At 58.0% G+C, this 23,265-nt stretch carries 22 protein-coding genes; 16 read left to right on the plus strand and 6 right to left on the minus strand.

The window, feature by feature from the left end; translation table 11 throughout:
• The first annotated feature begins 11 nt into the window (after window positions 1-11).
• Window positions 12-1,415, plus strand: coding sequence for a UDP-N-acetylmuramoyl-L-alanine--D-glutamate ligase (murD, locus tag THALAR_RS11615; RefSeq protein WP_021101753.1), 1,404 nt, complete (start codon window positions 12-14; stop codon window positions 1,413-1,415).
• Here murD and THALAR_RS11620 read toward each other — a convergent pair.
• Window positions 1,412-1,768 (minus strand): DUF1428 domain-containing protein, encoded by a 357-nt coding sequence (locus THALAR_RS11620; protein ID WP_021101754.1) that lies wholly within the window; start codon window positions 1,766-1,768, stop codon window positions 1,412-1,414. The genes murD and THALAR_RS11620 overlap by 4 nt on opposite strands.
• Window positions 1,769-2,046: 278 nt before the next feature.
• Here THALAR_RS11620 and THALAR_RS11625 point away from each other — a divergent pair, with 278 nt between their 5' ends.
• Complete coding sequence (locus tag THALAR_RS11625; RefSeq protein WP_021101755.1) at window positions 2,047-2,232, plus strand: hypothetical protein; 186 nt, start codon at window positions 2,047-2,049, stop codon at window positions 2,230-2,232.
• Here the strand turns inward: THALAR_RS11625 and THALAR_RS11630 are convergent.
• The gene (locus THALAR_RS11630) at window positions 2,229-2,825 is read right to left on the minus strand and encodes a DUF6151 family protein (RefSeq protein WP_021101756.1); all 597 of its coding nucleotides are present in this window, start codon (window positions 2,823-2,825) and stop codon (window positions 2,229-2,231) included. The genes THALAR_RS11625 and THALAR_RS11630 overlap by 4 nt on opposite strands.
• A gap of 132 nt (window positions 2,826-2,957) precedes the next feature.
• Here THALAR_RS11630 and THALAR_RS11635 point away from each other — a divergent pair, with 132 nt between their 5' ends.
• The 8 genes from THALAR_RS11635 (at window position 2,958) to THALAR_RS11670 (ending at window position 12,392) form a co-directional block, all read left to right on the plus strand.
• Complete coding sequence (locus THALAR_RS11635) at window positions 2,958-4,127, plus strand: FtsW/RodA/SpoVE family cell cycle protein (RefSeq protein ID WP_021101757.1); 1,170 nt, start codon at window positions 2,958-2,960, stop codon at window positions 4,125-4,127.
• A gap of 3 nt (window positions 4,128-4,130) precedes the next feature.
• Window positions 4,131-5,228 carry an undecaprenyldiphospho-muramoylpentapeptide beta-N-acetylglucosaminyltransferase gene (gene murG, locus THALAR_RS11640; RefSeq protein WP_040818451.1) on the plus strand — a complete coding sequence of 366 codons (1,098 nt, stop codon included), beginning with the start codon at window positions 4,131-4,133 and terminating at the stop codon, window positions 5,226-5,228.
• Entirely contained in the window at window positions 5,225-6,637 is a 1,413-nt protein-coding gene (gene murC, locus THALAR_RS11645) for a UDP-N-acetylmuramate--L-alanine ligase (RefSeq protein WP_021101759.1), read from the plus strand. The genes murG and murC overlap by 4 nt, the downstream gene beginning before the upstream one ends.
• Window positions 6,638-6,716: 79 nt before the next feature.
• A complete protein-coding gene (locus THALAR_RS11650) occupies window positions 6,717-6,986 on the plus strand; it encodes a DUF2484 family protein (RefSeq protein WP_040818454.1) in 270 nt (89 codons plus the stop codon).
• 818 nt (window positions 6,987-7,804) lie between these two features.
• Window positions 7,805-8,755, plus strand: a complete 951-nt coding sequence (locus tag THALAR_RS11655; RefSeq protein ID WP_021101761.1) for a tripartite tricarboxylate transporter substrate binding protein — start codon at window positions 7,805-7,807, stop codon at window positions 8,753-8,755.
• A gap of 59 nt (window positions 8,756-8,814) precedes the next feature.
• Window positions 8,815-9,234, plus strand: a complete 420-nt coding sequence (locus THALAR_RS11660) for a tripartite tricarboxylate transporter TctB family protein (protein WP_021101762.1) — start codon at window positions 8,815-8,817, stop codon at window positions 9,232-9,234.
• A gap of 11 nt (window positions 9,235-9,245) precedes the next feature.
• Window positions 9,246-10,748: a tripartite tricarboxylate transporter permease gene (locus THALAR_RS11665; protein ID WP_021101763.1), complete on the plus strand. Its 1,503-nt coding sequence runs from the start codon at window positions 9,246-9,248 to the stop codon at window positions 10,746-10,748.
• 30 nt (window positions 10,749-10,778) lie between these two features.
• Entirely contained in the window at window positions 10,779-12,392 is a 1,614-nt protein-coding gene (locus THALAR_RS11670; protein ID WP_021101764.1) for a sulfatase-like hydrolase/transferase, read from the plus strand.
• A gap of 50 nt (window positions 12,393-12,442) precedes the next feature.
• Here THALAR_RS11670 and kynU read toward each other — a convergent pair whose 3' ends face one another.
• The 3 genes from kynU to THALAR_RS11685 form a co-directional block, all read right to left on the minus strand.
• Window positions 12,443-13,699 carry a kynureninase gene (kynU, locus tag THALAR_RS11675; protein ID WP_021101765.1) on the minus strand — a complete coding sequence of 419 codons (1,257 nt, stop codon included), beginning with the start codon at window positions 13,697-13,699 and terminating at the stop codon, window positions 12,443-12,445.
• A 35-nt stretch (window positions 13,700-13,734) separates the two neighbouring features.
• Window positions 13,735-15,165 carry an NAD-dependent succinate-semialdehyde dehydrogenase gene (locus THALAR_RS11680; protein WP_021101766.1) on the minus strand — a complete coding sequence of 477 codons (1,431 nt, stop codon included), beginning with the start codon at window positions 15,163-15,165 and terminating at the stop codon, window positions 13,735-13,737.
• Between the two features lie 103 nt (window positions 15,166-15,268).
• On the minus strand, window positions 15,269-16,213 hold the full coding sequence (locus tag THALAR_RS11685) for a LysR substrate-binding domain-containing protein (RefSeq protein ID WP_021101767.1): 945 nt from the start codon (window positions 16,211-16,213) through the stop codon (window positions 15,269-15,271).
• Between the two features lie 207 nt (window positions 16,214-16,420).
• Here THALAR_RS11685 and THALAR_RS11690 point away from each other — a divergent pair, with 207 nt between their 5' ends.
• The 5 genes from THALAR_RS11690 to THALAR_RS11710 all read left to right on the plus strand — a co-directional run bounded on the left by THALAR_RS11690 (window position 16,421) and on the right by THALAR_RS11710 (window position 20,820).
• Window positions 16,421-17,374 (plus strand): dihydrodipicolinate synthase family protein, encoded by a 954-nt coding sequence (locus THALAR_RS11690; RefSeq protein WP_040818571.1) that lies wholly within the window; start codon window positions 16,421-16,423, stop codon window positions 17,372-17,374.
• Window positions 17,375-17,414: 40 nt separating this feature from the next.
• Window positions 17,415-17,957, plus strand: coding sequence for a 3-hydroxyanthranilate 3,4-dioxygenase (locus tag THALAR_RS11695; protein WP_021101769.1), 543 nt, complete (start codon window positions 17,415-17,417; stop codon window positions 17,955-17,957).
• A 35-nt stretch (window positions 17,958-17,992) separates the two neighbouring features.
• A complete protein-coding gene (locus THALAR_RS11700) occupies window positions 17,993-18,967 on the plus strand; it encodes a TRAP transporter substrate-binding protein (protein WP_021101770.1) in 975 nt (324 codons plus the stop codon).
• 63 nt (window positions 18,968-19,030) lie between these two features.
• A complete protein-coding gene (locus tag THALAR_RS11705; protein WP_021101771.1) occupies window positions 19,031-19,564 on the plus strand; it encodes a TRAP transporter small permease in 534 nt (177 codons plus the stop codon).
• Window positions 19,561-20,820 carry a TRAP transporter large permease gene (locus THALAR_RS11710; RefSeq protein WP_021101772.1) on the plus strand — a complete coding sequence of 420 codons (1,260 nt, stop codon included), beginning with the start codon at window positions 19,561-19,563 and terminating at the stop codon, window positions 20,818-20,820. The genes THALAR_RS11705 and THALAR_RS11710 overlap by 4 nt, the downstream gene beginning before the upstream one ends.
• A gap of 95 nt (window positions 20,821-20,915) precedes the next feature.
• Here the strand turns inward: THALAR_RS11710 and THALAR_RS18450 are convergent, their stop codons facing one another.
• Window positions 20,916-21,317, minus strand: a complete 402-nt coding sequence (locus tag THALAR_RS18450) for a VOC family protein (RefSeq protein ID WP_154666798.1) — start codon at window positions 21,315-21,317, stop codon at window positions 20,916-20,918.
• A 227-nt stretch (window positions 21,318-21,544) separates the two neighbouring features.
• Between THALAR_RS18450 and THALAR_RS11715 the strand changes: the two genes are divergently transcribed.
• Complete coding sequence (locus THALAR_RS11715; protein WP_154666799.1) at window positions 21,545-23,134, plus strand: hypothetical protein; 1,590 nt, start codon at window positions 21,545-21,547, stop codon at window positions 23,132-23,134.
• Window positions 23,135-23,265 lie beyond the last annotated feature (131 nt).

Below are 23,265 nucleotides of genomic sequence, written 5' to 3' on the forward strand. Positions count from 1 at the left end.
GGGGCCGCCACATGATACCCGTTCAAGGATATTCCGGCGCGACCGTCGCCGTTCTGGGGCTTGGCCGCTCCGGTCTGTCCGCCGCCCGTGCGCTGCGCGAGGGCGGGGCGGAGGTCATTGCGTGGGACGACAACGAGGCCGCCCGCGATAACGCGCAGGCCGAGGGTTTCGCCATCGCCGACCTGTCCAAGCAAGGCGCACTGGACGGCGCTGCCGTCCTGATCGTCTCGCCGGGCATCCCTCATCTCTACCCGCAGCCCAACAAGGTGGTGCGTGCCGCGTGGGAGGCGGGCGTCCCCGTCGACAACGACATCTCGCTGTTCTTCCGCTCCTTCGCCACCTCCGAGTGGGACAATTTCGAGCGCATCCCCAAAATCATCGCCGTCACCGGCTCCAACGGGAAATCCACCACCTCCGCCCTGATCCACCACATCCTTGAACACGCCCAACGCCCCACCCAGCTTGCGGGCAATATCGGGCGCGGGGTGCTGGACATGGACCCGGCCATCGACGGCGAGGTCGTGGTGCTGGAGCTTTCCAGCTACCAAACCGACCTCGCCCGCGCGCTGACGCCAGACGTGGCGGTGTTCACCAACCTCTCCCCCGACCATCTGGACCGCCACCACGGCATGGGCGGCTACTTCGCCGCCAAGCGCCGCCTGTTTTCCGAAGGCGGCCCCGACCGCTGCATCATCGGCGTGGACGAGGACGAGGGGCAATATCTCGCCAACCAGATGGCCGGAGGCGCCACCGACGACCGCGTGATCCGCGTCTCCAGCGGGCGCAAGCTGACGGGCGATGGCTGGAACGTCTTCGCCAAGAAGGGCTTCCTCGCCGAATGGCGCAAGGGCAAGCAAATGGCTTCCATCGACCTGCGCGCGGTTCCTGGATTGCCCGGTGCCCACAACCACCAGAACGCCTGCGCCGCCTACGCCGCCTGCCGAAGCGTGGGCCTTGCCCCCCGCGTCATCGAGGCCGCGTTCCACAGCTTTGCGGGCTTGCCGCACCGCTCCCAACTGGTGGGCGAGAAGGATGGCGTGAAGTTCGTCAATGACAGCAAGGCCACCAATGTCGACAGCGCCGCCAAGGCGTTGCAGGCCTTCACCAACATTCGCTGGATCTGCGGCGGGCTTGAGAAAGAGGGCGGCTTGGGCGGCCTGCTGCCCCATCTGGGCGGCGTTACCAAAGCCTATGTGATCGGCCGCGAGGCCGCGAATTTCGCCATGCAGCTGGGCGATCTGCCCCACGAGGTCTGCACCGACATGGCCACCGCCGTCGCCCGCGCCGCCGCTGATGCGGTCAAGGGCGACACCGTCCTGCTGGCCCCCGCGGCGGCCAGCTTCGACCAATACGACAACTTCGAGCGCCGCGGCGAGGACTTCATCGCGCAGGTAGAAACCCTAACGAAAGCCTAGCCCGTCGTGTCGAGTATCGGCTCAAATCCGCCCCACATCATGCGCTTGCCGTCGAACGGCATCTCGGACATTTCCTCCCAACGCTTGTCGGTCTGCATCTTTTGCGCAGCCGCATGGTAGGTTTCCTTGTCGGGCCATTCGATCCATGAGAACACGACCGTTTCACCGTCTTCCGCTTTCACGGCCATCTTGAAGTCGGTCACCTTGCCGTCGGGCACGTCGTCCCCCCAGGCCTCCACGATCCTGAGCGCGCCGTAGTCCTTGAAAATCGGGGCCGCCATCTCGGCCAACTTGCGGTAGGCATCCTTGTTCTTGATCGGGACGGGGATAAGCAGTCCTTGAATATAGCTCATTTGGTATCTCCCTTATGCGCAATCTCGCGCAGTTATTGTCCCACTATCCATGGCGCAAATCTACGTTCTTCTGCGCAAGCGACGAGCCTCCTCCCCATCGTTTCCCGCACGCGGCTGTTGCAGAAATCTGGCAATGTTCCGCCTTTACGCTAGGTCATGACACGTCGCGTTTGAATTTTAAGCGCGTTTATCTTACGAAAAGCCAGTGTGCTGGCTGTAGAAGGACTGGACCCCGGCAGTAATGGGTCAGTCGGCATAATCGTTTTCGATGGGGTTCCGTGATCGACCATTCTTCCTCCCTCCCGCTATTGCTGATCCTCAGCGTGATTGGTGGCGCCGTTGCCGCCAGCGTCTGCATGATCTTCGGTGCGGGCTGGCTGCTGGCGTTTGGCGCTTACAGTCTTGGCGGGGCGTTGATCTTCGTCATAACGGGGTTGTTGGTCTCACGAACCAAAAACCGCTAAACGGCCTTCCGCGCATACGCGGCCTCGCGCTCTGCTTCATTCAGCACATACGGCTTCACCACCGCCCGCCCGTCCGCGCCAAAGAACGGCGTCTGCTTCCACCGTCCGCTGATCCGCTCCGCCGCGATGGCACGAACGGTGCGGGCGATGAAGCCCAGCATACTGCCGGACGGCTCCGTGACAGGCTCCAATGCCTGCTCGGGCCTGTAGCGGAAGCGGGTCGGACCAAGCGCCTTCGGCTCCGCCACATTGGCGACCAGAAACCCCACAAAGCTGATCTTCGGATTGCCCACCATGTTGCAAATCGGCGTGTTGCAGCATTTGGCATGCCATCGGTACAGCCCCTTCGGCGCAAGTTGCAGCAGGGCCAACTGATCCTTGCCCGCCGTGATCTCCACCCGCGCGGGCTGGGTCTGGTATATCTCCGTCCCGCCCTTCGCATCCGTCACCACCCCGAATTTTCCCAGATGCCGCGCAAAGGCCTGACAGTCGGCACAATAGCACAACCCATGGTTGCCATTCTTCGCATCCGCCCCGCGCAGCCGCGCCTGAAACGCGCCGCATTGGCAACTCACCGTCACATCATCGCTCATTTGCCGCCCTCCAAGCAGATTTAAGCCGAGTATTGCCCCAACTAGAGACTGGATTGCACGGCAATTTGCCGTTACAGTTTGCGCATAGACCCGAACAATCGGGCGATCGAGGCAGTTAAGGCGGTAATTCTCATGACTGAGATGGTGTATGGCACCGCTCTGGTGCATCCAGGCGAGCCGATTTTACCCAAGTGGTGGCGTACTTTGGATCGCTGGTCGATGACCTGCGTGTTCGCGCTGTTTGGCATTGGACTCCTGTTGGGCCTCGCGGCGTCGCCGCCTCTGGCCGAAAAGAACGGCCTTGACCCGTTCCACTACGTCTCGCGTCAGGCCTTCTTCGGCTGCCTCGCCATGTGCGTGATGATCGCGGTGTCGATGATGTCGACCCACATGGTCCGCCGCCTTGCCACCTTGTTTTTCCTCGTCACGCTGGTCGCGCTGATGCTGCTGCCGATATTCGGCACTGATTTTGGCAAAGGGGCCACGCGCTGGTATTCGCTGGGCTTTGCGTCCTTGCAGCCGTCCGAATTCCTCAAGCCGGTGTTCATCGTCACCTCCGCATGGCTGATCGCGGGCAGTCAGGAAATCAACGGCCCGCCCGGCAAGCTCTATTCCTTCATCCTGACGCTGGTGGTCGTGGGCTTCCTCGCCATGCAGCCCGACTTTGGCCAAGCCTGCCTGGTGCTGTTCGGCTGGGGTGTCGTCTATTTCGTGGCCGGTGCGCCGATGATCCTGCTGATCGGCATGGCGGGCCTCGTGACCTTCGCAGGCGTCACCGCCTATTCCATGTCCGAACACTTCGCCCGCCGCATCGACGGCTTCCTCAGCGCCGAGGTCGATCCGACCACCCAGCTTGGCTACGCCACCAACGCCATCCGCGAGGGCGGCTATTTCGGCGTCGGCGTGGGCGAGGGGGCGGTGAAATGGTCCCTGCCGGACGCGCATACCGACTTCATTATCGCCGTCGCCGCCGAGGAATACGGCCTCGTCATGGTGCTGGCGATCATCATCCTTTACGCGATTTTCTCGGTGCGCTGCCTGCACCGCCTGATGAAGGAACGCGATCCATTCATTCGACTCGCAGGCACCGGCCTCGTCGCCATGTTCGCCATGCAGGCCATCATTAATATGGGCGTCGCCGTGCGCCTTCTGCCCGCCAAGGGCATGACACTGCCCTTCGTGTCCAACGGCGGCTCGTCGCTAATCGCGGGAGGCATCGCGCTTGGCATGTTGCTGGCCTTCACGCGGCAACGCCCGCAAGGCGAGATGCGCGACATCCTCCTGAAAAACCGGAGGGCCTGAGCCATGTCGACAGCCCCCCTCCTTGTCATAGCCGCAGGCGGTACCGGTGGGCATATGTTCCCCGCCCAAGCGCTGGCCGAGGCGATGCTGGCGCGGGGCTGGCGCGTGAAACTGTCCACCGATGCGCGTGGCGCGCGCTACACCGGCGGCTTTCCCCATACGGTCGAAATCGAGCAGGTCAAATCCGCCACCCCCGCCCGTGGCGGCATCGCAGGCAAACTCACCGCCCCGTTCAAACTGGCCTCCGGCGTGCTGTCCGCCATGATGGGGTTCCGCCGCGATCGGCCCACGGTCGTCGTGGGTTTCGGCGGCTATCCCAGCTTTCCGGCAATCTCGGCCGCCTACCTCATGCGCTTGCCTCGCGCGATCCACGAACAAAACGGCGTGCTGGGCCGCGTCAATCAGGCCTTCGCCAAACGCGTCGATGCCGTCGCCTGCGGCACTTGGCCGACCGCGCTGCCGGAAGGTGTGGATGGCATCTTCACCGGCAATCCCGTGCGCCGTGCCGTGCTGGACCGCGAGGCGGCCATGTATATCCCCCCCGGTGACTACCCGATGAGCATCGTGGTCATTGGCGGCAGCCAGGGCGCGCGCATCCTGTCCGACGTGGTGCCGAACGCCATCACGCAACTCCCCGAGGCGATGAAAGCCAACCTGCGTGTCTCGCATCAGGCCCGCGACGAGGACGCCGCGACCGCGATGGAAATTTACGCCCGCGCAGGCATCGACGCCGACGTGCAGCCCTTCTTCACCGATGTGCCCGCCCGCTTTGCGGAGGCGCAACTGGTCATCTCCCGCGCAGGCGCGTCCTCCGTCGCCGATATCTCCGTCATCGGCCGCCCGTCCATCCTGATCCCCTATGCCGCCGCCACCGCCGACCACCAGACCGCCAACGCCCGCGGGCTGGTCGAGGCCGGCGCGGCGATCATGATCCCCGAAAGCAAGCTGACCGCCGACAGCTTTGCCGACAGCATCGAAACCGTCCTCACCAATCCAGACGGGGCGCTGCAAATGACCCTTGCCGCGCTGTCCGTGTCCCGCCCTGACGCGACGGAACGGCTGGTGGAAATAGTAGAAACTCTCGCAAAGAAGAGCCCATGAACGCAGCAGCTACAAAACTCCCCCTTGAACTCGGGGCCATCCACTTCGTCGGCATTGGCGGCATCGGCATGTCCGGCATCGCCGAGGTGCTTCTGAACCTTGGCTATACCGTCCAGGGCTCCGACGCCAAGACCTCCAAGATCACCGATCGGCTGGCCGAGCTGGGCGCCACCATCTTCGAGGGTCAACGCGCCGAAAACCTCGAAAACGCCGACGTCGTCGTCATTTCGTCGGCCATCAAACGCGGCAATCCCGAACTCGACGCCGCCCGTCAGAAGGGCCTGCCGGTCGTCCGCCGCGCCGAGATGCTGGCCGAGCTGATGCGCCTGAAATCCAACATCGCCGTCGCTGGCACCCACGGCAAGACCACGACGACCACCATGGTCGCGGCCCTGTTGGACGCAGGCGGCATCGACCCCACGGTCATCAACGGCGGTATCATCCACGCCTACGGCTCGAACGCCCGCGTCGGGCAGGGCGAGTGGATGGTGGTCGAGGCCGACGAGTCCGACGGCACCTTCAACCGCCTCCCCGCCACCATCGGCATCGTCACCAATATCGACCCCGAGCATATGGAACACTGGGGCGACTTCGATACCCTCCGTCAGGGCTTCCTCGATTTCGTCTCCAACATCCCGTTCTACGGCCTCGCCGTGTGCTGCACCGACCACCCCGAGGTGCAATCCCTCGTCGGCAAGATCACCGACCGCCGCGTCGTCACCTTCGGCTTCAACGCGCAGGCCGATGTCCGCGCGGTCAACCTGAGCTACAAGGCGGGCGTCGCCCATTTCGACATCGCGCTGCAAAACGATGGCACGGTTATCAAGGGCTGCACCCTGCCCATGCCCGGCGATCACAACGTCTCCAACGCGCTCAGCGCGGTCGCTGTCGCCCGCCATCTGGGCATGAAAGCCGAGGAAATCAAAACCGCGCTGGCCAATTTCGGCGGCGTCAACCGCCGCTTCACCAAGGTGGGCGAGGTGGGTGGCGTCACCATCATTGATGATTACGGCCACCACCCGGTCGAAATCGCCGCCGTCCTCAAAGCCGCCCGCCAAGCCACCGAGGGTCGCGTCATCGCCATCCACCAGCCGCACCGCTACTCGCGCCTGCACTCGCTGTTCGATGACTTCTGTTCCTGCTTCAACGACGCCGACGTGGTCGGCATCGCCGACGTCTTCGCCGCAGGCGAAGAGCCCATCGAAGGCGCCTCCCGCGACGATCTGGTCGCAGGCCTCCTGCGCCACGGCCACCGCCACGCCCGCGCCGTGATGGACGAGGACGACCTGCTGCGCCTCGTGCGCGAACAGGCCCGCGAGGGCGATATGGTCGTCTGTCTGGGCGCAGGCACGATCAGCGCCTGGGCCACCGCGCTTCCCGCCCGCTTGGCCGACAAGGGTAACAAATGACTGACTTTATTAATGCCCGACGCCGCGCCATGATGGCGGGGCTGGAGTTGGATATGCCCGAGAACCGGGTGGGGTTGTGATGAGTATGTCTCTGATAGGAGCCTTTCTATGGCTTATCGTTGCAAATGTGCTCGCGATGCTGCCGTCGCGCGACAACCACTGGCGTCGCGCCTACGCGCTGATCGCCATCGGTGTGCCGCTCTTGGGCTGGGTAACCTATGAGAACGGCCCGCTGGTCGGCCTGATCTGCCTCGCCGCCGGGGCAAGCATGCTCCGCTGGCCCCTGCGCTACCTCGCCCGCCACGTCAGCCGCCGCCTCCCCCGCAAAACCGCCCCGCCCGCCGAGTAGGGCGGGGTTCACCCCGCCACCCGCGCGCGCGTGGGGTGGGTGGTCCCCACCCACCTTGCCACGGATGCCACCTCACGAAATGGTAGAGATTTCCGAGACAACCGACCGCAAGAGTCTGCGCCAGAATGGTTGTTTTGGCCCATAGAGGCAGTTCTATTAAGTTCTGTCGACCGCCTAAATTACAGCCGACATTGGCGCCGCTGAAGCAAAAGCTCACGTCGTCCCGCAGCGCTGACCTTTGCCAATCTAAATGCTGCGCTCTCACGATAACCTCCGTTTTGGGGAAGCTAAATCGTAGCGTCGCAATGCTATAGGAATGACGGCTTTAGGCCGTCTTAAGTAGAGATCATGGCGCCACTACGCGTCGGCGATCTTGCTAACGGTTGTCCCCGCATTTCTAGTCGTGACTGGCCCTGGTTCTGATCCGATCTGGTTCGGCGTCCTGTTGGTTTCAGTAGTTGAGATCGGGTGATTCACGTCGCTGATCGTGCCAAATGTGGGGCCTCAGCGCCTTTGCGGCAACACAAAGCCTGCTAGCCAGATTTAGAGGTACGGTACGTATTGGGTATAGTTTTTTTGAATAACCATATCGGCTCGATATACTGGGTTTTCGTATCGAGATCATGGAAGCTCTGGAGTCTCAGCCGTTTCAGCGGCAGGGGTATTCATGGGGTGACAGCTGGAAATTGGTGAATCTGGGAAATGGCGAGCACGCGCATTTTTGGCGGCGATAAGCGGTCGGGATCCTCACGTCAGCAATTGTGAAGTAGGTTCGCCAGCCCGCAACTAAGTCTGACTAATCCAACGGAGGAAATAAGTTGAAACTCACGACACTGATGAAGACCGCCGCGATTGCGACCATGATCGCGATCCCGGGTGCCGCACTTGCACAATGGGCGCCAAGTGGCCCGATCACATTGCAAATTGGATTTGGCGCTGGTGGGTCCACTGATACGCTAGGTCGCGCGATTGCTGCGGCAGTAGAGGAAAATACAGGTTGGGACGTGGTCGTCGAGAACAAGCCCGGTGGCGGTGGCGTCGCGATGCTGTCCACTTTGGTCAATGCCGAAGCAGATGGCTCGAAAATTGGCATGGGGGTCACAGTCGCAACGATCATGAACCTCGCGATGCGGGGCGACAAACTGCCTTTCAAAATTGATAGTTTTGACCATCTGGCCACGGTTGTTCTGGCGCCCGTGTCAATCATCGCCCGCGCTGACGCTCCTTATGACACGTTTGCAGAATTCGTTGCATTCAGCAAAGAGAACGGCGGCTCGCTGATGGGGTTTGATGGCGGACCGCAGCGCCTGATTATGCAATCTATCAACAACACAACCGGCAGTCAGGTTGAGCTTGTGTCAAACCAAAGCGGTGCTGAAATCATCAAAGGCCTGCTTGGTGGACAACTGGATGCCGGATTTAGCGCAGGCGAGCATATCCAGTATCTCGAGTCTGGTGATCTGAAAATGTTGGGGGTCGCGACGCAGTCGCGCCATCCGTATTCACCAGACACCGAAACCCTGGTCGAGCAGGGGTATCCTTACTCTGTTGAGCCATATTTCTATCTGGCAGCTCCGGCTGGTTTGGACCCGGAGGCCAAGGATGCGCTTGCTACAGCGATTGACGAGGCCATCAAGTCCGATGCCTTGGATGAATTGATCGAAAACGTCATGCAAACCAAAGCGAGCAATCTTGGCCCTGAAGGGACCGAAGCCAAATTGAACAGTGGCTTGGCTGATGCATTCGCTCTTATTGAGGCAGCCAAGTAAATGAAGCGTACTATGGCCGGGCCTTGGGGCTCGGTCATATGTTGTAGATCGGACGCCACATGACAGCAGAGCGCATCTATACGGCAATTCTCGTTTTTCTCGGTCTCGGCTTCCTGTTCATTGCGTTGCCTCAACAAGTAGAGAGCGTTGGCTACGGGCGCATTGTTCCGGCAACCGTCCCAACGATTGCCCTGTGGGTCATCATCATCGCCGGCATCGTGCAGTTCTTTACGAGCAAGGAATGCATAGAACTTCATCTCGCAGATAGTTTCCGCGTCATCGCTTTTGTTGCAATTCTTGTTGTGGCGGTTTGGTTGATAGAGAAGTTCGGCTTTGAATACTTCGCGCCTGTTTTTGCCTTGTCGATCATGCTCTTCATGGGCGAACGCCGTTGGTACTGGCTCTTGTTCGCCGCATTCGTGATGCCCTTGGGCATTTGGTTCTTGGTCGAGAACGTACTTAACCGCGTCCTGCCCTAGAAGGACTATCAATGGACTTTGCAACGATTATAGCGGGACTGACAGACGCGCTGACACCTCTCAATCTGCTGTTCGTTCTTGCAGGTGTTTTTGTGGGTCAGTTTGTTGGCGCCATGCCGGGGATCGGGCCGGTGATGGCAATGGCCATTGCTATCCCGTTTACCTTCGCGCTCAATCCATTGCCTGCGATAGGATTTTTGGTTGGTGTGAACAAGGGCGGCTTAATTGGTGGGGCCATACCTGCGATTTTGCTTAACACACCCGGAACGCCTGATGCCGCAGCAACTGCGATTGATGGTTATCCCCTGACGAAACAGGGCAAACCGCTCAAAGCCATGAAAATGGCTTTGTATGCGTCTGTGACCGGAGACACCTTCAGCGATATCGTTCTGATTACGGTTGCTGCTCCTCTGGCAATCTTGGCGTTGCAATTGGGGCCCGTTGAAATTTTCGCGCTTATGGTCTTTGCGTTCTCGCTAATTTCCGGCCTCATCGGGGACTCGATAAGCAGAGGTGCGATTGCAACCGCGCTTGGCCTGTTGGCGGCAACCGTCGGTCTTGATCCAGAACATTCGACACCAAGGTTCTTGTTCGGAATGTTCCAGCTTTACGACGGGTTTCCAATTGCCTCTGTCGCAATCGGATCCCTCGCTGTTTCAGAAATAACGCTGCGCGTCGCGCGCATGCGCGGCAAAATGCGGCCTGCTGTCGTAATCCCGAAGAATCAAACCAAGGACCAAAAGTCGGTCAGCTTTGCGGAATATTGGGCCTGTCGGTTTGTTCTTTTGAGAGGGTCGCTCATTGGCACATTCATCGGTGCTGTTCCGGGCATGGGATCAACCGCTGCGGCTTTTATGAGTTACGCCTCAACCAAACAAACCGCAAAGGATCCATCTTCCTTTGGCAAAGGTGACCTGCGCGGCATTGCGGCTACGGAATCTGCCAACAGTTCGGTGGCTGGGGCGGACTTTATACCTCTGCTTACGTTGGGGCTTCCCGGTAGTGCGTCCGCTGCCATTATGATCGGCGCCTTCCTTATCCAGGGCATTCAGCCAGGACCCTTGCTGTTCGAACAACAAGGGCAACTGGTTTACGGCATATTCGGTGCAATGATTATGGCCAACGCCTGCAATCTGCTTTGTGGGCTCTTTGGCCTTCGGCTTTGGAGCAAGTTGATTACTGCGCCGGAGTCTGTGGTGTTTTCCATCGCGCTCGTCCTCTGTGTCACGGGCGTCTATCTGGCAACGGGAGGGGCGTTTGGCGTTTTCGTCATGATCCTGTTCGCCGTGATCGGTGTCATCATGACGGTGCTGCGATATCCGCTTGTTGTCTTTATCATCGCATTCTTCCTCGGACCCAGATTTGAACTGTCTCTGGGGCAAACCGCAACCATCCTGCGCGGAGATGTCTGGAACCTTGCCAACCATCCGGTTGCTGTCGTTCTATTTGCGATGTCGATTTTCTCGATCTACTGGCTGGGTATCAAAAAGAGGCGGCGGAAAGCGTCAGATTAGCCTCTGACTGCCAGAATTTCAGGAGCTGAAATGCCCAAGAAAATACTCTTCATCATGTGCGATCAACTGCGGTTTGATTATTTGGGGTGTACGGGCCACCCAAGCATCAAAACGCCGAACATCGACGCATTGGCGGCGCGCGGTGTCCGGTTCGACAGGACTTATGTGCAATCCCCCATATGTGGCCCCAGCCGGATGAGTTTTTACACCGGCAGGTATGTGCGCAGCCACGGGTCCACATGGAACAGCTATCCGTTACGGGTAGGGGAGATGACCCTCGGAGACCACCTCAGGCCACTGGGTGTGCGCACTGTCCTCTGCGGCAAGACCCATATGCGCGCGGACCTTGAGGGCATGGAGCGTCTGGGCATCGACATGTCCAGCGACATCGGCGCATTGGTTGCTGAATGCGGGTTTGAGGTCTGGGATCGCAGTGACGGGGTCGTGCCGGACGGGGCGGCCGGGAACCCGTCCAAATACAAAGACCATCTCCGCGCCCGAGGCTACGGGGGCGAAAACCCTTGGCATTCGGCGGCGAATTCGGGGAAGTCCGATGACGGCGAGATCTTGTCAGGTTGGCTTTTGAAGCATGCAGCCGAGCCTGCGGCAATTGCAGAGGAAGACTCCGAGACGCCCTATACCACGACCCGCGCAATCGAGTTTATGGAGCAGGCCAAGGACGACAGCTGGTGCCTGCATCTGAGCTACATCAAGCCGCATTGGCCCTACATTGTGCCCGCGCCCTACCACGATATGTACAGTGAAAGGGATATCATTTCAGTCAAACGGTCCGATGCTGAATTGAAAGACCCGCATCCCTTGATGGCAGGCTATTATGGATATCGCTATTCGCACGCGTTCCGTCGTGATGATGTGCGCAATGCCGTCATTCCTGCTTACATGGGTCTGATTACCCAGATTGACGACCAGATCGGGCGTCTGATGACCTACCTCAAGCAGAGCGGCCAACTGGACGAGACGCTGATCGTATTTACCTCCGATCACGGCGATTACCTTGGCGATCACTGGATGGGGGAGAAGGAGTTGTTCCACGATCAATCCGCCCGCATTCCGATGATCATCGTCGACCCAAGCGAAGGCGCGGATGCAACGCGGGGGCAGGTCATCACGGATCTGACCGAGGCAATTGATCTTGCCCCGACATTTGTGGAGTTCTTTGGTGGCAAAGTGCCGGATCATATTCTTGAAGGTCGGTCGCTGCTTCCTTCACTTCACGGCAATGCCGGCCCCGCCCGCGAATACGTCATCTCGGAATATGACTATTCATCCCGTCCGCATCTTCGCCATCTCAGCCCCGATGCCAAGTCCTGCCTCTTGACGATGGTCTTTGACGGGCGATGGAAGATGATCTGGGTCGAGGGTCATCGGCCCATGCTCTACGATCTGGAGACAGACCCCGATGAATTCAATGATCTTGGTGCAGATGAAAATCACAGCGCCGAGATCATGCGATTGTCAAACGCGATGTTCGATTGGGCGCGCAGACAGCACAACCGTGTCACGTTGTCGGACGAGAAGATCGACAACGACATGTGCCACGATGATGCGGTTGAAGGTGTTTACCTTGGGTTCTGGGATGAAGATGAACTCGCCGCCTGGAAAGCGGACAATTCACCCGATTGAACGCACGCATCCAACGCGCGCCACGCGCGTTGGATGCATGAGTGCAGTTATTAGGTGACTGCGCGGCGTTCTTTGAACTCCGGACGGTCCCATTCGCCTGTTTCCATCACCTCGCGGATATGCGCCACCGAGTCCCAGATATCGACGTAGCGCACATATGGTGCGGCAAAGCCAAAGCGCAGAATGTCCGGCGCGCGGAAATCACCTACCACGCCGCGCTCGATAAGGGCTTGAACGATGGCATAGCCGTTCTCATGGGTTAGCGACACCTGAGAACCACGTGTCTCGGCGTCCTTGGGGCTGGCAAGCTCAAACCCCATGCCGCCAAGTTCTTGCTCAACGAGGGCGATGAACAAATCCCCTAGCGCCATGTTCTTTTGACGCAAGACGGTCATGTCCACGTCTTTGAACGCCTCCATCGCTGTTTCCAACGCCAGCGTCGCCAATTGGGACGCCGTGCCGGTCAGCATCTGGTCGATGGTGGGGTGTGGTTTGTACTCTTGGGTGAAGCTGAAAGGCTCGGCATGGCCATGCCAGCCGCGCAAGGGTTGGTTCATATCGTCAAAATGGCGTCGCGCCACAAAGACGAAGGCGGGCGCGCCGGGGCCGCCGTTCAAGTATTTGTATCCACAACCAACAGCAAAATCGGCGTTACATTCGTTCAACTGGACTGGCAACGCACCTGCTGAATGGGCCAGATCCCAGATAACCAGACCGCCAAGATCCTGGGCGCGTTTGGTGATGCCCGGCATGTCATAGATACGGCCCGACTTGTAATGCACATGTGTCAATTGAACGAGCGCGAGGTCTTCACCCGCCGCATCAATCGCGCTTTCCACCTCTTCGGGCATGACACACCGCAACTCGCAGCCCATCATCTCGGCCACTTCGGTGTTGATATACACGTCCGTCGGGAAGTTCCCGATCTCGGAGACGATGATCTTGCGATCCTTGCGCATCCGCAGCGCGCCGACCAGCAGCTTGAACAAGTTGACCGAGATGGAGTCGCACACGATGACCTCATCGTCATCGGCACCAATAATGCGCGCAATCGCAGCGCCAGCGCGTTGCGGGGCAGGATACCAATCGGCATCGTTCCAACTGCGGATCAAGCCTTGACCCCATTCCTTCTTCACCGCCTTCTCCAACCGCTCCATCACGCCGAGCGGCAAAGCACCAAGTGAGTTGCCATCAAGATAAATATCATTAGCTGGCAACTCAAAACGGTCGCGAAGGTGGGCAATGGGGTCAGCGCTGTCCATTTCGATTGTGTCGGCGCGGGTGATTTTTGCTGAATGAGCATTCATTGGTCTATTCCTGATGTTCGTTATCTTTGTTGAGGTCACACAATCTTCGATGAATGCCACACGTTCTTGACGATCATGTAATTGTCCAGCCCTTCCGAGCCACCCTCACGACCATAGCCGCTGGACTTTACCCCGCCAAAGGGCGTCTCGGGCATCGAGGCTTCAAGAGTGTTGATGGACAGGTTTCCGACCTCGACCTCGTCAATCAGGCGGTCGATATAATCCGCGCGGTTGGTGAAAGCATAGCCGGCAAGCCCGTAGGGCACGGAATTGGCACGTGTGATTGCATCATCAAGGGACGTCACAGGGTTGATAACAGCAACCGGCCCAAAAGGTTCTTCCTGCATGATACGCGCATCATCCGGGACATTGACCAGCACTGTTGGCTCGAAAAAATAGCCGGAGTTGCCAAGGCGTGCGCCACCTGTTGCCACCGTTGCGCCTTTGGCGCGGGCATCTTCAACCAGCGCCGTCAAGGCCGGGACGCGTCGATCATTGGCGAGCGGTCCCATTTCGACGCCCGCCTCCATGCCGTTGCCGACCACGGTCTGGGCGGCACGCGCAACGAAGGTGTCCGTGAACTGCTCAAAGATCCCTTCATTGACAAAGAAGCGTGTGGGCGAGGTGCAAACCTGACCCGCATTACGCATCTTGCGGATCGCCCCGGAGGTGGCAGCTGCTGTGACGTCCGTATCTTCACAAACGATGACCGGCGCGTGCCCACCAAGTTCCATCAGCACAGAGGTCATGTTCTCGGAGGCAAGCGTCGTCAGATGACGGCCAACGGGGGTCGAGCCGGTGAACGCCACAAGGCGCACGGGGTCTTGCGGGATCAGGTGGCTGGAAATTTCGGCAGGATCACCAAACACAAGGTTCAGCACACCGGCAGGCAGCCCCGCATCTTCAAAGGCGCGCGCAATATGGACGGCGCCAGCAGGCGTCTCTTCCGCCGCTTTGAGGATGATCGAGCAGCCAGAGGCCAAGGCCCCCGCAATCTTGCGCGCAGGCTGGCTCATCGGGAAATTCCATGGCGAAAAGGCCGCGACCACGCCGATCGGTTGATGGTGGACGGAAAATTTGTGACCGCGTGCCGCAGGAATGATCCGGCCATAGGTGCGCATCGCTTCGCCCGCATCCCATTCAAAGAATTCGGCGCCGCGGATCACTTCCAGTCGAGCCTGCGCAAGCGGCTTTCCGTGCTCCAAAGTGATCGACTGCGCAATCTCCTCCTGGCGTTCACGCATCAGCGCCGCAGCTCTCAGGATTGTATCACCACGCTCGCGGGGGGATGTTGCACTCCAGATCCGAAACCCCTTTTCGGCGGCGTCCAATGCATCATCAAGATCGCTTTTTTCGGCGTAAGGCAACCTTCCAAGCTCTTGTTCCGTCGCCGGGTTAACCACGGGCATATCGCGACCTGTGGTTCTCCATTCACCTGCTATAAACAATTTCAGCTCTGGATACATTGATCTCGCACTCCTTGATTTTTCGCGTCCAGTTCGGTCAATGTTGGAGGCCAATTCAAGTGAATTGAGCGGATACTGGTATCAGTTTCAAGAATACCAGAGCTCATCTTTCTTTTGCGGCAACGTGCAGCGCGTCTTTGAAAGCCTGTCCGGCAGGTGAAAGACTATTGTCGCTGCGGTAGGTCAGGCCGATCGGACTTTGGCCAAACGGAACGTCCCAATTCAGGGCGGTGAGGTATCCGTTATCGACGTCTTGCTGGACGACTTCAGCAGGCATCAAGCCGATCCAGTCGCTGGATTGCAGCATTGCCCTGTTGGCGAGATAGGAGACAGACTCGATCGCGAACGGGGGCGTATACTGACCTTGGCTGATAAAGAACTGGTCAATCTGGCGGCGCATGGTGGTCTCAACCGGGGGCAATATCCATCCAAACGGCTTGATTTGATTGAATGGTAGCGACTTGACCTGAGCCAGCGGGTGGTCATTGCCAACAACCGCTGTGACACGGTCCTCGAACAGTTTTTCCTGTTTCAATCTATCGCGATGCCGATGCGACGGAAGTCGCCCAACGACCAGATCAATTTCCCCCGATAGCAGCGCAGGCATCAGAACTTCATTGGTCCCTTCGTTAATCTTGATTGCAACCTTGGGCCGGTCCCGCAGCACTTTCGCAATTGCGGCCGGTAGCAGTTTTGTCGACGCCGCAAGTAACGTCCCCACGACAACCCGTCCGCTATTGCCTTCGTTCAAGTCATCCAGTTCCTGTGCCGCGTTAGACACTTGTGCAAAGATCAACTTGCCATGACGGATCAGGGTTTCACCAAAGACGGTGGGCACAACCCCGCGATTGGTGCGGGTGAAGAGCTTCACTTCGAAGTCGATTTCAAGGTCCTGGATCATCTTTGTCGCGGCGGGTTGCGATATGCTCAATTCACGCGCGGCGTTCTGGATGTTGCCATGATTGCCGACGGCAACCAGCAGCCGGAGCTGGCGCAATTTCAGCCGCGTCAAGGCGCGATCCACTATGCGGGAATGCTTTGCGATCATTGACAGGCCACCTCTACAAATCTGCCCGGCCTTTCGTTGAAACCAGTTTTCATATCATTATCCCTTGGTTGGTGCCGACTTAACCGGAATTGATAGCCTCTTGATATAGCTAATAATGATATCTAGTTCTGGTGTTTCGTGTTGGCAATGCTGTTTCAATGCGGCCTTCTGAACTTGAACACTGGTTTTCCAACACAGGTCGGACCGATGAAATATACCAAACACGACGCCAAAGCTTATGCGCGCGAGAATATGACAGGGATTTGGGCTGCGGCGCTCAATCCGTTCAACGACGACCTGTCATTGAACGAAGCCGGATTGAGAGCCAACATCCGCCACTGGATCGACGATCTGAAAATTCAGGGCTTGTTTGTCGCAGGCAAGCAGGGCGAGTTCTTTTCGATGAGCGTGCCGGAACGCAAACGCAACATTGAAATCGCGGTGGACGAATGTGCAGGCAAGGCCGGGGTCATTGTTTCTGTGTCGGACCAGAACATGGACACAGCGCTGGAACTTGCACATTTCGCGCAGGATTGTGGTGCGGATTACATTGTCCTGCATGCGCCTGTTCTGAGCTTTGTGCATGATCGCGGCGAAGTGCTGTACCAGTATTACAAGACGTTTTGCGATCAGTTGGACATCGGCATCGCCATGTGGAGCCACCCCGATAGCGGCTACCTGATGCAACCTGAGGAATGTGCCCGTATCGCCGAGTTGCCCAACATCGTCGCGATCAAATATTCGGTTCCGCGTGAGATGTATGTGAAATTGCACCACATGATTGGTGATAAGATTCAGGTTTCGACCTCGGCTGAGGATGAATGGCTCGACAACATCGAAGAACTTGGCTGGCGGCTATACCTCTGCTCCTCGCCGCCGTACCAGCTTCAAACGGCCAACGATTTGCGGATGCATGAATATACCCAGCTTGCCTTTGAAGGTAAGTTCGAAGAGGCCCGGAAGGTGCGTGACAGCCTTGAGCCTGTCCGTGACGCGATGAAAAACTCAAGACCTGCGGACAAGCCGACAGCGTTCGGGAAATACTGGCAAGAGCTTCTGGGCCAGGTCGGCGGCCGCGTGCGCCGCCCGATGCTGGAACTGACGGAGGCAGAAAAAGCAACCATCCGCGACGCCTTTGAGGGGTGCGGGCTAAAGCGCTGACAGGCAACGTCATAGAAAATTTCGGAAACGGGAGATCACAATGTCCAAACTAAAAGCGTTCAATTTCAAAGCCTGGATTGACGAGCATCGCCATCTTTTGAAGCCGCCAGTGGGAAACCAGCAAATCTGGGAGGATGCGGATTTGATGGTCACTGTGGTCGGCGGCCCCAACAAGCGCACCGATTACCATGATGATCCGGTTGAGGAGTTCTTTTACCAGCTGGAGGGCAACATGGTTCTGAAGATCTATGATGGCGAAGAATTCTACGATGTGCCCATTCGCGAGGGTGAGATCTTCCTGCTGCCGCCGCATGTCCGCCACTCGCCACAACGACCTGAAGAGGGGTCCATTGGCCTTGTTGTCGAACCAAAGCGTCAAACCGGAGAGCTGGACGCGGTTGAATGGTACTGTTTCGAATGCGGCTCCCTGGTTCACCGCGCAGAGATGCAACTTACATCGATTGTCGACGACCTGCCGCCTGTCTATAACAGGTTCTACGCCTCGGAGGAGGACAGAACCTGTCCGAATTGCAAGGCGGTCCATCCCGGCAAAGAGCCGCCAGAGGGTTGGGTGAAGATCTGAATAATCAATAACGAAGTTGAACGACTGGGGAAAACATGAAGAACGCTAAGAAAATTCTCGCCGCTGCAGCGCTGGTTGTGACGTCTGCATTCGCAGTGCAGGCCAACGAGTTTCGTCTGGGACTAATCACACCTCCGCCACATATCTGGACAAAAGCCGCCGGTGCTTTCGGAGAAGAACTGGCTGAGAAAAGCGGTGGCGCGCATAGTGTATCGGTTTTCCCGTCCCGCCAGCTCGGCAATGAAGCCGAGATGCTTCAACAACTCCAAACCGGTGCCCTGGACATGGCCTTTATGACCGTAGCAGAGGTGTCGAACCGATACGTCGATCTGGGGGCGTTCTATGCGCCTTATCTGGCGAATGATATCGCACATGCCGGCCGGATCTTGCGGTCTGACAAGGCAGCATCAATGCTCGCGCCTTTGCCTGGCGAAGTTGGTGTTGTCGGGCTCGGATATGGAATGGCGGGCCTTCGCCAGATCGTGTCGCGCGGCGAGATAAGCAGTGCAGCAGACCTTTCGGGCCTGAAACTGCGGATCACACCATTCACGCCAATTCTGGATTTCTATAACGCGATCGGTGCGGCCCCAACGCCAATGCCATTGCCCGCCGTTTATGACGCGCTTGCAAATGGGCAGGTGGATGCGATTGATATGGATGCGGAACTGATCTGGGTTCTGAAATACTATGATCACGCTGACACAATCGTCCAATCGGATCACATGATGTTCCCGATGGTTGGACTTGTCTCTGCGAAGGTCTGGGCCGGATTGTCCGAAGAGGATCGCGCGATGATCGGTGAGCTTATGGCCAAACATGTGGACAGCACCATCGACAGCTATATCGAAAAAGAAGCCGGCTGGTTGGCGCAAATTGCCGATACGGGAAAAACATATACCAAAGTCGATGCGTCTTTCTTTGGCAGCGCAATTGATGACTGGAATGCGATCTGGTCCGAAAAGGCTCCGTCGCTTGACGATTTGCGCGCTGTTGCGGCAGAAACCAGGTAATGCGTCTGGTTTTGTGTGGAAAGGCGCGAGGCAATCTCGCGCCTTTCTGATAGGGAACTGACAATGCTCTACCGTATTTCAGCAACATGGGCGCGCGTGGAACTTTGGGCGGCAGCGGTTCTGGCTGTCTGCGTCACGCTATTGGTTCTTCTAAATGTTGTGACACGAAATACAGGTAACGCCCTGTTCTGGGTCGATGAACTCGCAATTTATGCAATGGCCTGGATGACATTTCTCGGTGCGTCCGCCGCGCTGCATTACCGCAATTCCGTGGTGATTACATTGTTGCCCGACGCAGTTTCTCTGCGCACCAAGGCCGTGATCGTCAAAATCGTGGACATCATCGTCTTCGGTTTTGCATTGGCTATGCTGTGGTTCTGCTGGCGGTGGTTCATGCCCTTAGAGCTTGCGCGGGCAGGGTTTGACACCAAGATATTTCAGGGCAACACGTTTAACTTTATCTACGCCGAGCCAACGTCCACGCTTGGCATTCCAAAGTACATTTTCTGGAGCGTCATGTGGCTGTTCGCCTTGGGGGCGACGCTGCATTCCACAATGCACCTGATGACCGCGCCTTCACAGATTGAAAAATCATGAGCCCTGTCGTCTTCCTGGTGGCGCTGCTGCTATCCGTACCGGTCGCTATTGTCCTCGTCATCACTGCGGCTTGGTACATTTGGGAAAGCGGAAACACTGTTCTGTACGACAGCTTCGCCCAGAAAATGTTCGGTGGGCTGGAAAACTACGGCCTTCTCGCAGTTCCTTTGTTCATGCTCACCGGAGAATTGATGAACGAAGGCGGGATGACCAAACGCCTGATCAATATGGCGCGTGTTTTCGTCGGCGGATTTCGGGGCGGGTTGGCGTATATCAACCTCCTCGCCAATATGTTTATGGCGGCAATCATCGGGTCGGCAACCGCCCAGATCGCCGTGATGTCGCGCGCAATGGTTCCTGCAATGGAAGCAGAAGGGTACAACCGCGGATTTGCGGCGGCCACCACTGCGGCGGGCGGTTTGTTGGCGCCTGTTATTCCGCCGTCGATGATGTTTGTGATCTTCGGGGTTCTGGCGCAGGTCCCGATTGGAGAGATGTTCATCGCAGGAATTATTCCGGGTTTATTGCTGACAGGTGCTTTTGCATTGGTCATCACACTTGTCGGCTTGCAACAGCAGTTTCCAAAGGACGTGTGGATGTCGCGCAAAGAGGCCGGCCGAGCGCTGCTCGAGGCAATGCCCGCCCTTCTTATCCCACTGGCGATCATCGGTGGCATCTTGTTTGGCATCGCGACCCCGACAGAATCCGCCGCCATCGCATCCTTGATCGCTTTCCTTGTGGGGTGGCTCTTCTATCGAGAGTTGAAGCCGCGCCAATTGGCGAAGATGTTCAAACGCACAGCGGTAAACGCGTCGATGATTATTTTCATGATCTCGGCCGCAAGCGTTTTTGGCTGGGTCATCATCTACGGGGAGCTGCCACAGAAACTTGCAGGGTTCATTACATCAATCACGTCTGATCCGTTTGTGTTCTTCCTGATCGTCAATCTTGCTTTGCTGTTGGTCGGAATGGTGATCGACGGCATCGCCGCAATAATTCTCATCACCCCGATTTTGTTGCCCATTGCAACGGGCAATTACGACATAAGCCCGCACCAGTTTGGTGTCGTCGTGTGTTTGAACCTTGTCCTTGGACTTCTGACACCGCCAGTCGGGATCGGGCTCTATATTGCGTCGTCGATGAGCGACACATCAGCGGGTGCCATTCTCAGGGCCCTATGGCCATTTCTCCTCGCTGTCGCTGTGGTTCTGGTTCTGCTGAGCTATTTCGCCAGTCTGTCGACGTTTCTGATCTAGGTGGCAAAAGCTGAAATAGCCCTTAATCGCAAAGGATTGTTTTTGTTTCATGGGGGGTAGTGACCCTCTTTGACGCGTGCCTTGCACAAAGGGCGTCACGGTTCCAACTCAAAGTTCTGGCCATAACGAATATTGCAACCGTTGAGATCAATAGCATCGAATTCTCGCATGCCCCACGGACAGTTCTTTGGTGGGGTTGATATGTTTACACCGTTGCTTCTGGCACGCTGATACATCCCATCCAAATTGCTGATACCGAAATAGAGCCAATTCTCGCCAAGTTGCGGAACCCCGGTTTGGAAATGCAGGCAAGCGGCACCGAACAAAATTGCGCCATGACTTGGTGGCTGTCCCGAAAGAAACCTGACCATAAAATCCGGCTTTTCGACGTACCAGCGACAGGCGTCAGCCACATCTGGTACAGCCAATGCCGGATAAACTGCTGAAAATTCGATGAGGTCAAGCGGGTGGACATGTCTGGCTGCCTGCTTTGCCACACGCCTCATCTCTCTACATCGAAGAGGGCCCAATTTCAAAAGCTCCTATTCAGCCACGCGCCGCAAAGGTCTGAATCGTCCGCAGAGCCGCCTTCAATCTGAAATCCCCACACCCTCTGCCAAGTCCCCGTAGGACGGGCCTCACCCCGCCACCCCACGCGCGCCCCGTAGGGTGGGCGGTCCCATCCACCTTGCCACCCATGCCGCGTCAAGCCATGGTGGCCGGAATGGTAGAGATTTCCGAAATAACCGACCGCAAGAGCCTTGAGGCGTGGCTGCTGGAGCAGGACGATCCCAAAGCCGTATCAGCGATAATCGCCCATCGCGCCGCGATGCGGGTTTTGCCGATTGCGTGGCAGTGGTTTTCAAAGGTCACACACAAATCTGATATGGCAACTTTGCGTGTTTTAAGAGCACCTTTGACTTCTGAGGTTGCTTGCTTCGCAACCATTTTTGTGGCCGCTCCCATCGCCGCTGCTCGTGCGGCCGACGTCGCGGTCACTTACGCTGGCACCGCCGCCGATACCGCCGCCGCGAGAGACGATACGGTCGCACGCGCCGATGCTGCCGCCGCTCGTGCTGCCGCGTCCGCTATCTCTCACGCTGCTAAAGTCTCCGGTGCCGCCGATGCCGCCGCTGAACCCACCTTAGTTGCCATCGCGCGCGTCGCGGCAGCTGAATACTCGACGTCCATTAACCTCAATATCTGGCCCCACATCCGCCGCGACTGCAGCGCATATCTGGCGGGGGAGGATTTCACCTCCGCCCATCTCTGGCCCGGCGACGGCAACCCACTCGCGCAGGTTTGGGAGGCCCTGAAGAAAGACCTCTCCAAACCCGCAGGCTCCGAGGCCACAGCCCGCGGCGAAACAGGTCTCGACTGGTCCTTCTGGATCGACTGGTACGACCGCGCCCTCACCGGCACCGAGGACCGCTGGGACATGCTCACCGAAATCGCCCTGCTCGACAGCAAAGTCTGGGAAGGTGAAGCGTCGGTCCTGATGGACGAGATCAACAAGATTTGGAGAATGCACTCTGCGGCGGCAGCGCCTAATGGCGAGGAGCTATCAGTCAACTCTGCGAACGGGCGATACCGCGTCACGCCTGCTGTCGCCGACACTGCTGAACTCTACGCGGAAACGCGCGGCAAGCTGTCGGCGGTCCTCAGCCTTCCCGCATTTCAGGAACCGTTGGAAAACCAATACACGGCGTTACGCGAAGAACTGGACATGTTGCGTAACGCAAACGCAACACATGACGATGCTCCGCGCATGTTGCATTCAACCTGCGTCCGCGCTCGGGCACGCCTCCGCGTCAAATTTCAAAACGAAGTCTGTCCCACTCCCGAGGAAGACGCCAATTCCCTCGACCTTCTTGGGTCGGTAGAGGAGGTGATCTCAGACCTGGTCAGCCAGAACGAGAAGGTCAAACAAGCCGTCATCGCCAAGGCGAAGGTCTCGTTTGAACTGCATGGGGACCGCGCCGAAATCATCGCAGAAGCAGATATGCAGTTGGCTGAGATATCCGAGGGCCTTTTGGCCACACAAATGCCCGAACTGGCAGAGGTCATTCGAGACCCGTCGGCTTCCGACGATGAAAAGGCCGAGGCGCTTTACGTCAGTGCGGCGCGTCTTTTGCGCGTCGGTGTTATCGAGGCGTACAAAGGCAGCAAGTCGGTCGTTGGCGAAATTGAATGGTGGTCGGAGCGCGGGGTGAAACTGACGGTCAATGCTGGAAAGATCGTCGGAGCATCTGCTGCCGTCACCTCTCCACTCTGGCTTGAGAACGCACTCAAAGTCATCTTGACCCTACTCTGAAAATTGTGGCGTAGGGCGGGGTTCACCCCGCCACCCCATGCCCGAAAACGTGCCATACGTTTTGCCGACACAATGCCGACGCTTTGCAGACCGCCGTTTTTGCCTTTCCCCTTGCCCATCCAGCCCCGCTT

The organism is Litoreibacter arenae DSM 19593 (assembly GCF_000442275.2).
GTDB lineage: Bacteria > Pseudomonadota > Alphaproteobacteria > Rhodobacterales > Rhodobacteraceae > Litoreibacter > Litoreibacter arenae.